The sequence below is a fragment of the Micromonospora phytophila genome, from assembly GCF_023656545.1.
GTDB lineage: Bacteria > Actinomycetota > Actinomycetes > Mycobacteriales > Micromonosporaceae > Micromonospora > Micromonospora phytophila.
The window spans coordinates 1-9,915 of record NZ_JAMOKF010000209.1; the positions used below are offsets into that span (position 1 = coordinate 1).

8 protein-coding genes and 1 pseudogene are annotated in these 9,915 nt (G+C 74.3%); 5 read left to right on the top strand and 4 right to left on the bottom strand.

Annotation, left to right across the window (positions count from 1 at the left end; genetic code table 11):
• Nucleotides 1–296: 296 nt before the first annotated feature.
• Nucleotides 297–989 (top strand): Crp/Fnr family transcriptional regulator, encoded by a 693-nt coding sequence (locus NCC78_RS21575; protein ID WP_250796609.1) that lies wholly within the window; start codon nucleotides 297–299, stop codon nucleotides 987–989.
• 66 nt (nucleotides 990–1,055) lie between these two features.
• Here the strand turns inward: NCC78_RS21575 and NCC78_RS21580 are convergent, their stop codons facing one another.
• Nucleotides 1,056–1,268, bottom strand: a complete 213-nt coding sequence (locus NCC78_RS21580; protein WP_250796610.1) for a hypothetical protein — start codon at nucleotides 1,266–1,268, stop codon at nucleotides 1,056–1,058.
• Nucleotides 1,269–1,433: 165 nt separating this feature from the next.
• Between NCC78_RS21580 and NCC78_RS21585 the strand changes: the two genes are divergently transcribed.
• On the top strand, nucleotides 1,434–4,997 hold the full coding sequence (locus NCC78_RS21585; RefSeq protein WP_250796612.1) for an ATP-binding protein: 3,564 nt from the start codon (nucleotides 1,434–1,436) through the stop codon (nucleotides 4,995–4,997).
• A gap of 82 nt (nucleotides 4,998–5,079) precedes the next feature.
• Here the strand turns inward: NCC78_RS21585 and NCC78_RS21590 are convergent, their stop codons facing one another.
• The gene (locus tag NCC78_RS21590) at nucleotides 5,080–5,790 is read right to left on the bottom strand and encodes a lysophospholipid acyltransferase family protein (RefSeq protein WP_250796613.1); all 711 of its coding nucleotides are present in this window, start codon (nucleotides 5,788–5,790) and stop codon (nucleotides 5,080–5,082) included.
• A 159-nt stretch (nucleotides 5,791–5,949) separates the two neighbouring features.
• Complete coding sequence (locus NCC78_RS21595) at nucleotides 5,950–6,204, bottom strand: hypothetical protein (protein ID WP_250796614.1); 255 nt, start codon at nucleotides 6,202–6,204, stop codon at nucleotides 5,950–5,952.
• 48 nt (nucleotides 6,205–6,252) lie between these two features.
• Here NCC78_RS21595 and NCC78_RS21600 point away from each other — a divergent pair, with 48 nt between their 5' ends.
• The 3 genes from NCC78_RS21600 (at nucleotide 6,253) to NCC78_RS21610 (ending at nucleotide 9,441) form a co-directional block, all read left to right on the top strand.
• Nucleotides 6,253–6,759 carry a hypothetical protein gene (locus NCC78_RS21600; protein ID WP_250796615.1) on the top strand — a complete coding sequence of 169 codons (507 nt, stop codon included), beginning with the start codon at nucleotides 6,253–6,255 and terminating at the stop codon, nucleotides 6,757–6,759.
• A 245-nt stretch (nucleotides 6,760–7,004) separates the two neighbouring features.
• A complete protein-coding gene (locus NCC78_RS21605) occupies nucleotides 7,005–7,838 on the top strand; it encodes a DUF308 domain-containing protein (RefSeq protein WP_250796616.1) in 834 nt (277 codons plus the stop codon).
• A 184-nt stretch (nucleotides 7,839–8,022) separates the two neighbouring features.
• On the top strand, nucleotides 8,023–9,441 hold the full coding sequence (locus NCC78_RS21610; protein WP_250796619.1) for an alpha,alpha-trehalose-phosphate synthase (UDP-forming): 1,419 nt from the start codon (nucleotides 8,023–8,025) through the stop codon (nucleotides 9,439–9,441).
• An 11-nt stretch (nucleotides 9,442–9,452) separates the two neighbouring features.
• Here the strand turns inward: NCC78_RS21610 and NCC78_RS21615 are convergent.
• Nucleotides 9,453–9,915, bottom strand: a pseudogene (locus NCC78_RS21615) (alpha/beta hydrolase); the annotation flags it as partial.

The following is a 9,915-nucleotide window of genomic DNA, read 5'->3' on the forward strand; positions in this document are numbered from 1 at the left end:
CGGGTGCGAGGGTGGTCCCGACCCCCGTTCCCGCCGGCCCCGACCACCGGTGCGACCGGATCCGTCCCGCCCCCGACGGCCCCCACCCGGGACCGGATCCGCACCCCACGATGCCGGTCGTCGCAGCTCGGGACTGTCACGGAAGTGATTTGAGGGGTGTACAGCAAGCGACAGGACCGTCATGATCTGATGTGTACCGCTACCGGACGCCGAACCGGTGTCAGTTCACCTCGTCAGGGGCCTTCAGGTTCACCCGGTGAGCGAGTTGTGGTCCTTGACCGGGGAGGGGTTGGGCCGTGGAGATGCGCCTGCCGGAGCCGGGTGACGCGCTCACGGGTGTGGAGATGTTCGCCGGTCTGGAGCCGGAGGTCCGCCAGCGCGTCATCGCCGCGGCGGTCCCCCGGACGTACCGCAAGGGCCAGCTGCTCTTCGTCGAGAACGACCCCGGTGAGTCGCTGATCGTGCTGCGCCGGGGCGCGGTCGCGGTCTTCCGCACCGCCCCGACCGGCGAACGCGCGGTGCTCTCCGTCATCCGCCCACCGGACGTGCTCGGCGAGGTCTCCCTGTTGGACGCCTCCACCCGGTCCGCCTCGGCCGAGGCGATCGAGGACAGCGCCGCGCTCGCGCTGTCCCGGGGCGCGTTCATGGAGCTGGTGCACTCCAACCCGCGCATCCTCGACGCGGTGATGCGCTCGCTCGGCGCGCTGATCCGCCGGCTGACCGAGCAGAACGCCGACCACGTCTTCCTGGACCTGCCCGGTCGGGTGGCCAAGACATTGGTCCGGCTGGCCGGCGAGAGCCAGGCCCCGATGATCACCATCGAGCTCAACCAGAGCCAGCTCGCCGAGATGGCCGGCGGCTCGCGGCAGAGCGTCAACCAGGCGATCGGGTCGTTCGCCAGCCGGGGCTGGCTGCGCACCGAGGGCCGCCGGATCGTGGTCACCGACGTGGCGGCGCTGCGCCGGCGCGCCGGCATGAGCGAGCGCTGAGCCGTACGCGACGAGGGGCCGGGGCGCCGCCTGGCGCACCGACCCCTCTTGCCGCGGCCGGCCAGGTCAGGGCGTGGCGCTGCCCGGCCCGGCCCAGTTGGTGGTGCTGCCCGGCCCGGCCCACTCGGTGCCGTCCTTGCCACCGCCGGACTGCTCGCTGACGATCCCCTCGGCCTGCAACGTCGCCAGCGTGGCGGCGTCCACGTCGACGGAGTCCCCCGCGGAGTGGCTGACCCCGTTGCTGTCGGTCCAGTCGGACTGGAGCATGACGTACACCATCGAGCTGTCCCCCTGTGATCATTGGTCGAGATTCGGCCGCCTGAATGTAGCCCCCGGGAGCCGGTCGGTGGACTGTCCACAAGCCAACAGCCCGGTACCTGACAGCAGCACCGACCGCGATACTGGCACCGGCACGGCGCCGACCCGGCGCCGGCGGGCTCGCCAGTGGAGGGTGTCATCACCACGCAGTGTGACCGCTGTGGACGCTCCGCCGCCGAGGGCGACCGCTTCTGCGGTGGTTGCGGCAACGAACTCGGCGCGGTCTGTCCACACTGCCTTCGTCCGCTCGCCCGGGACGTCGCGTTCTGCACTTCGTGCGGCGCTCCGCGCCCGGGGACCGACCGACGGGCGGCCGCACCGCAGGAGGACCGCCGCCGGGTCAGCGTGCTCTTCGTCGACCTGATCGACTTCACCCCGTACGTCGAGCGGGCCGACCCGGAGCTGGTCCGCGGCATGCAGACCGGTTTCTTCTCGGCCGCGCGCCGGGTCGTCGGGCAGTACGGCGGCGTGGTGGAGAAGTACATCGGCGACGCGGTGATGGCCCTGTTCGGCGCGCCCGTGGCGACCGAGACGGACGCCCTGCGCTGCGTCCGGGCCGGCCTGGAGCTGCAACGGGTGCTGACCCGGTTCACCCCCACCGGCGTCGACCCGCTGCGCTTCCGGGTCGGGGTGGCCACCGGCGAGGCGCTGGTCGACGTGGCCGCCGCCCGCGATGGCGGCCAGGCGATCGTCGCCGGCGACGTGGTCAACACGGCCTCCCGGATGCAGTCCGTCGCGCCGCCCGGTGGGGTCCTGGTCTGCGGCACCACCCACGCGCTCACCCACGACGCGATCCGCTACTCCGAGCAGCCGCCGGTCACCCTGCGCGGGCGGTCGGCGCCGACCGAGGTGTGGCTGGCCCTCGCCCCGGTCCGGCGCCAGCCCACCGACCGGCAGCCGGACGCCACGCCGCTGATCGACCGGGAACACGAGCTGGGGATGCTGGTCAACGCCCTGCACCGGTCGCTGCGCGACCGCCGCCCGCAGGTGGTGACCGTGTTCGGCCGGGCGGGTCTCGGCAAGAGCCGGCTGGTCCGCGAGCTGTACCAGCACGTGGGCCGGCTGGTCGACGAGCCGCTGACCTGGCGGACCGGGCGGTGCCCGCCGTTCGGTGAGAACGTGACGTTCGCGGCGCTGGCCGACATCGTCAAGGCCGAGGCCGGCATCCTGGACACCGACCCGGCCTCCACCGCCGCCCCGCGGCTCGCCTCGGCCGTCGCCGAGCTGGTCGGTCCGGCCGAGCGGGAGCGCCTGGTGGACGCCCTGCGGCCGCTGGTCGGTCTGCCGGGCACGCCGCTGCCCGCCGAGGAGGCCGAGTCGGCGTGGCGGCGCTTCCTGCTGGCGTTGGCCGCGCGCCGGCCCACCGTGCTGGTCTTCGAGGACCTGCACTGGGCCGACGACGCGATGCTGCGCTTCGTGGAGCTGCTCGGCGCGTCGGCCCGGGACGTGCCGCTGCTGCTGCTCTGCACCGCCCGCCCGGAACTGGTCGACCGCGACCCGAGCTGGGCCGGGACGATCACCGGCTCGGTGACCATCACGCTGCCCCCGCTGCGGGACACCGGCATCGCCTCGCTGTACGCCCACATGTTCGGCCAGGCGGCGTTCTCCGCCGACATGCTCACCCCGCTGATCGAGGTGGCCGGCGGCAACCCCCTCTACGCCCACGAGTACGTCCGGATGCTCATCGAGCAGGGCGCGCTGCGCCGCTCCGGCCGGGGATGGTCGCTGGAGAAGCACCTCGAGCTGCCGATGCCGGAGAGCGTGCACGCGGTCATCGCCAACCGGATCGACCTGCTGGAGGTCAAGGAGCGCACGGTGCTGCTGGCCGCCGCCGTGGTCGGCGTGCAGTTCTGGCCGGCGGCGGTGGCCGCCGCGCTCGGGCAGCCCGTCGAGTCGGTGGAGCGCGCGCTGCGCCGGTTGGAGCAGCGCGACTTCGTCCACGAGCAGGCCGCCTCGACCATGGCCGGGCAGCCGGAGTACCGGTTCCGGCACGTGCTGGTGCGCGACGTCTGCTACCAGCGGCTGCCCCGCACCGAGCGGGTGGCGCGGCACGAGCGGACGGCGGGCTGGCTGGACGCGCTCTCCCACAGCCGGGACACGGACCTGGCCGAGGTGCTGGCCCACCACCGCTGGGCCGCGCACGAGATCGCCCGCACCTTGGGCATGGACACCGGCCGGTTCGCCGGCCCGGCCCTGGCCGCGCTGCACCGGGCGGCCCGCCGGGCGTACGCGCTGCACAGCCTGGACGTGGCGGCCAGCCACGCGGGGCGGGCGCTCGGGCTGGCCGACGACTCCGACCCGGTCGACCGGCTCCAGCTGGAGCTGCTCAGCACCGAGATCTCGTTCTACCGGGACGGCAACGCCTTCCTCTCCGGGGGCGGCCCGGAGCAGGCGCAGGCGCTCGCCGACCGGCTGCTGTCGCACGGCGACGACGCCTGCGCGGCCCGCGCCTGGACGCTGCTCGGGCAGGCCGCCTGGCTGCGCGCCGACCGGGCCGCCGCGCTGGCCTGCCTGGACCGGGCCGTCCAGCTCTTCGAGCCGCTGCCCGACAGCGCCCAGAAGGCGGACGCCTACGCCGAGCTGGGCCGGCTGCACATGCTGAACTACGAACGGGACCCGGCGGTCGCGGCGGCCGACACGGCGGCGGAGATCGGCGAGCGCCTCCGGCTGACCGAGACCCGCACCAACGCCCGGATCACCTCTGCCACCGCCCGCTACCAGGCGGGCGACCGGTCGGGGCTGGACGAGCTGCACGCGATCGTCGAGTTCAGCCGGGCCAGTCAACTCATCGCGCTGCCCCGGGCCATCCAGAACCTCGCCTACGCCGTCCGCGAGGAGGGCGACTGGCTGCGCTCGGACGCCCTGCTCTCCTCCGCGCCGGCCCGTACGGCCAGCGGGCAGACGTTGACCACGAGCTACTCCGCGGAGGCGATGCGCGCCTGGTTCGAGGGGGACGTCCCTCGGCTGCTCGCCGCCGCCGAGGCGTTCGTGGACACCCCGACCGGCAGCTGGGACATGCAGGTCCGCGGTCTGCGGTCCTGCCTGCTGGTGCTGCGCGGGGAACCGGTGCCACCGGTTCGGTCCGCCCTCGACCCCGCCGCGATCCCGCCCCCCGATGACGTCGCCGCCGCGCTGGACGCCGCGCGTCGCAGCGGGTTCCACCGGCTGCGCTGGACGATGCTCGCCATGGGTGCGCTCTGCCGGGCGTTGCAGGGCCGCCGGGAGGAGGCCGCGGCGCTCGTCGACGAGCTGGCCGACTCCTGGTCGGCGGTGCCGGCCCTGGCCAGCGGGGAGTGGATCGCGGCGGCCGGGTACGCGGCGAGCCTCGCCGGGCGGGACGCCGCCGCGCGGGTACGCGCCATGCTCGGCCGGGTGGGCCACCGTACGCCCTGGTCGGAGGGGGCGCTGCGGACCGTCACCGGCGCGCTGGCCGCCGCGGACGGTGACCACCGCCGCGCCGCCGAGCTGCACCTGGCCGGCGCGGAGATCTACGCCGGCATCCCGGACGTCACCGACCGGATGCTGGCGCTCGCCTTCGCCACGGTGGAGCTGGAGCGGGCCGGCGATCCGACGGCCGGCCGCCCGGAGCTGGCCGAGCTGCGCGCCTTCGCGCTGCGCAACGACGTCCCTGGCCTGCTCGACCTCACCCGGCCGCCGGCCACCCCCGCCAACTCCGCGCTGGCCTCCTGAACCCACCCCGGGCAGGAAACTACGGCGCCGTCAGTCGGCCACCGGCGCCTCCCGGCCCGCCCGCGCGGCGACACGGGCGCCGTCAGGCGGCGACCGGCTCGCGGGTGACCGGTCCGGCGGGGGGCAGGTTCTTGGCCTTCTGCGCGTAGATGTCGACGTACTCGCGGCCGGAGAGTTCCATCAGCTCGTACATGATCTCGTCTGTCACCGCGCGCTCGACGAACCGGTCACCGGACATGCCGGCGTAGCGGGAGAAGTCCAGCGGCGGGCCGAAGCGGATGCGGACCCGGTCGACCTTTGGAATGATCTTGCCGGGCGGCTGGATCTCGTCGAGGTTGAGCATCACCACCGGCACCACGGGGGCGCCGCTCTCCAGCGCGAGCCGGGCCACGCCGGTCTTGCCCCGGTAGAGCCGCCCGTCCGGCGAGCGGGTGCCCTCCGGGTAGATGCCGGCGACGCCACCGGCCCGCAGCACCTTGAGCTGGGTGTCCAGCGCCGCCCGGGCCGCCCGGCCGCCGGAGCGGTCCACCGGGATGGTGCCGGTGCCGACGAAGAACATCCTGGTCAGCCACCCCTTGATGCCCTTGCCGGTAAAGTACTCCGCCTTGGCGACGAAGGTGACCTTCCTCGGCATGATCAGCGGAGTGAAGATCGAGTCGGAGAAGGAGAGGTGGTTGCTGGCCAGGATCACCGGGCCGGTCGCCGGTACGTGGTGCAGGCCCTCCACCCGCGGGCGGAAGATCAGCTTCAGCAGCGGCCCGAGGATGACGTACTTCAGCAGCCAGTACAGCACCGGCGTCCTTTCCCGTGGTGTGCCCCGCGACAGCGCCCGTGCCCGGGAGCGCTGCCGTCGCCGACGAGCCTACGGAGCGCGGGCCCTGCGCCACAACGGACGACCGATCAACTTCCCCTCACACGACCGGCGGTCACCCGCCGCCGCGGCATCCCGCCGTCACGGGATCCGGCACGCCGCTTCCCCGGTCGCCGGGGCGGTGTCCCGGTCCCCGGCGCCGGCAACCTCGCGCCGGCGGCGCCGCCACGCCCGCAGCTCCGCCCCGATCAGCCACAACAGCACCAGCGTGGCCGGGAACACCACCCAGGCCCGCCAACCACCCTCCCGCAGCACCTCCGGGCCCCGGACGCCCGTGCAGAGCAGCGCGACGGCCAGCACGGCCAGCCTCGCCGGCGTAGGTCGTCGAGCCGCCACGCCTCCCCCTTTGCGGCAGGGCTGGTGCGCCGCTGCGACCATCCTGGCATGGCTGTCGCGCGGCACCGCTCGACCGTCCGGAGCACGCTCGGGCTCGCGGCGGTCACTCCCGTCCTGGCGGCCGTCGTCGCCTGCGCTCCGCCCGCTGCGGAGTCCCCGCCGGCCTGGCAACCCCCCGCCGGGTTCGCCGTCACCGAAACGGTCACCGTGGCCGACGGCCGGACGCTGCGGCTCTGGACCGGCCCCTCCGGCTGGTACGTCGAGAGCCTCACGTCGGGGCGGCACGAGGCGGCGGTCGGGGCGGGCGGCGGCGGGGACCGGTACGCCGTGAGCGTCGTGTTGGACGGGCTCGTCGGCACCGTCCCCGTCGCCTCGGCGCGGGCCGTCGAGGTCGGATCACCCCCGGTACGCGCCGACCTTCACTCGGGAGTGTTCCTTGTTCCCGCCACCGTCGTCGCCGCCCCGACCGACCAGGACGTCCTGGTGACTCCGCTGGACGCGACCGGTCGGTCGATCGCCCCCGCCACCCGCGTACCGATCGTCGGCCGGGGCTGACCCCTGCGCCCGGGACCGGGGCCTCACCACCACGACCTCAGGTGTCCCCTGGCACGTCCCTAGCAAGAACGGACAAAGAGGCCCGGTCGCGACCTGCGGCAGAGCCTCTGACTTTGGAAGACGCGACACAACGCACTCCCGGAACCGGGTCCGGACGTGTCACGATTCAGGGCACGGCGTACGGGGGTCGGCGCCGAGGGGGCTCAGGCGGCCGCGCCGCGGGCGCGCGATGAGGAGGATGTCCGGTGTCAGCGGGTGGGGCCCGCCGGGGACGGCGGGACAACGGGCTCGACGCGAGCGAGTACGCCGTCGCGGGCGACGTGGATCCGCGCGTCGGCGAGCACCTGCTCGACGTGCTCGCCGCCGGCGGCATCGCCGCCTACCTGCAGCCCTCTGCCGACCTGAACCCGGTGACCCGCACCACCACCGTGCCCGCCCGCCCCGTCGACCGCCTCTACGTCGACCGGTCGCACCTGATGACCGCCCGGGACTACCTCACCCAGCTCGCCGACGAGACGGCCACCGAGCGCCCCCGGGACGACGAGCCCGACATCGACGCCGAGTGGGCCCGGATCGTGGCCGGCTTCCACAGCGGGCCGACCGGCGGCGACAACCCCTGGCCCGCCGCCGAGGACGTGGACGACCCGGCCGACACCCCGGTGACCCGGGCCGGCACCGACGAGACCACCGCCCCGACCGCCACCGACGTGCGCCGGCTGCCGTACGCCGCCGACATCTCGGGCATCTCCGTGGGGCGGAGCCGGGCCGACGAGCCGTCGCTGCTCGACGGGCTGGACACCTTCGGCAACGACCTGCCCGACGACGAGTCGGACGACGAGGGCTACACCCCGCCGCCGCCCCCGCCGCTGCCCAGCATCTCCAAGTACGCCGTGATCGGCGTGCTGGCCATCGTGGCCGGCTTCGTGCTCTTCCTCTTCCCCGCGCTCTTCCCCGTCGACCCGTCGGTGGTCACCCTGTTCGGCTTCACCGGCATCCTCGCCGGCTTCGTCACGCTGATCTGGCGGCTGCGCCCCGGCGACGAGGACGACCGGGACCCGGACGACGGCGCGGTCGTCTGACCGGCGCCCACCACCGCGACGAGCGTTCCCGCCCGCATCCCGGGACGTCGTCGCTCCACGCCTCAGGCGTAACAGTGGTGTAACTTACTGTCAGTAGGAATACCGCTGCCCGTCACTCCCCTCGCTGACTGCCCGGTTGTTCCTCGTCGCGGCGGTCGCTCCCCTGCTGATCGGAATGCCCGAGATGCGACAAAGTTCCCTCGTAGTGGTCGCCAACCGCCTTCCCATCGACGACAGCGCGGCGCCCGACGGCGCCTGTGAGTGGCGCCGCAGCCCCGGAGGACTGGTCAGCGCGCTGCACACCCTGCTGCGGCACACCCCGGCGATCTGGGTGGGCTGGGCCGGCGGCACCGGGGTGGCACCCACCCTGCCCGACGTGGACGGCGTCCGGATGCAGACCGTGCCACTGAGCGCGGAGGACCTGCGCGACCACTACGAGGGCTTCGCCAACGCCACCCTCTGGCCGCTCTACCACGACTCCGTCGAGCAGCCCGAGCACCACCGGCGCTGGTGGGAGGCGTACCAGCGGGTCAACCAGCGGTTCGCCGAGGCGACCGCCGAGGTGGCCGAGGCCGGCGCGGTGGTCTGGGTGCAGGACTACCACCTCCAGCTGGTGCCCGGCCTGCTCCGGGCGCTCCGGCCCGACCTGCGGATCGGATTCTTCCTGCACGTGCCGTTCCCGCCGCCGGAGCTGTTCATGCAGCTCCCCCGCCGCGCCGAACTGCTGCGCGGCATGCTCGGCGCCGACCTGATCGGCTTCCAGCGGGCCCAGGCGGCGCACAACTTCGCCCAGCTGGTGGCCAAGGTGCTCCAGCTGCCGGCCACCGACCGGCGGATCGCGGTCGACGACCGGGTGGTCCGGATCGGCGCCTTCCCGGTCTCCATCGACACCGCCGAGATGGCCGCCCTCTCCGCCCGACCCGACGTGGCAGACCGGGCCCGCCGGCTGCGCCGCGACCTCGGCAGCCCCGAGCAGGTGATCCTCAGCGTCGACCGAATGGACTACACCAAGGGCATCGAGCAGCGGCTCAAGGCCTACAGCGAGCTGCTGGCCAGCGGGGACGTGAAGGTCCGCGACACCGTGCTGGTGCAGGTGGCGGTGCCCAGCCGGGAACGCGTCGGGCAGTACCAGATCCTCCGCGAGCGGGTGGAGCGCGAGGTCGGGCGGATCAACGGCGAGTTCGGCCGGGTCGGCGAACCGGCCATCCACTACCTCACCCAGCCCTTCGACCGGGCCGAGCTGGCGGCGCTCTACCGGGTCGCCGACGTGATGGCGGTGACCCCGCTGCGGGACGGGATGAACCTGGTCGCCAAGGAGTACGTCGCCGCCCGCGTCGACGACACCGGCGCCCTGCTGCTCAGCGAGTTCGCCGGGTCGGCCGCCGAGCTGCCGCAGGCGTACCTGGTCAACCCGCACGACCTGGAAGGGCTCAAGCAGGGGCTGCTCTCGGCGCTGCGCGCCCGGCCCGACGACATCGGCGAGCGCATCCGTGCCATGCGCGCACACCTGCACCGCCACGACATCCGGGCCTGGGCCCGCTCCTACCTGTCCGCCCTAGACGAGAGCGGCTCCCTGCTGACCCGCCTCGGCGGGGGCGACTGAACGCCGGGCGCTCAGGCCCGGACGGCCGGAGCGGGCTCCTTCGCCAGCCAGTCCAGCACCGCGTCGACCGGCTCCTGCCAGCGGGCGTCGAGCATCATGTCGTGCCCCATGCCGGGAAAGAGCAGCGGCGCCGAGCCGTACCGCCGCGCCGCCCGGGTCAGCGCCGCCGCCGGGACGACCCGGTCGTCCGGGCTGCCCAGCACCAGCACCGGCGGGTGACCCACCGCCGGCTCGGCGTCCCGCCCGGTCAGCAGCTGCCACTGGGCCCGTCGGCCCGCCCGGCCCAACCGGGAGACGTACCGCCGGGCCTCCGCCTCAGGCAACTCCCGGCTGAAGAGCTGGCGGCGGCTCAGCCGCAACGGCCCGCCGACCACCGCCGGCAGCGTGCCGACCGGGTTGCGGCGCAGCGCGGCGCCGAACGTCGCCCAGCCGCCGAGCACCGGCGCGATGAGCACCGCGGCCCGCGCCGGGTAA

Coding starts and splice junctions, on each gene's coding strand:
- NCC78_RS21610 (WP_250796619.1), top strand. CDS start 8,023: ATGCGACAAAGTTCCCTCGTAGTGGTCGCCAACCGCCTTCCCATCGAC.
- NCC78_RS21580 (WP_250796610.1), bottom strand. CDS start 1,268: ATGGTGTACGTCATGCTCCAGTCCGACTGGACCGACAGCAACGGGGTC.
- NCC78_RS21600 (WP_250796615.1), top strand. CDS start 6,253: ATGGCTGTCGCGCGGCACCGCTCGACCGTCCGGAGCACGCTCGGGCTC.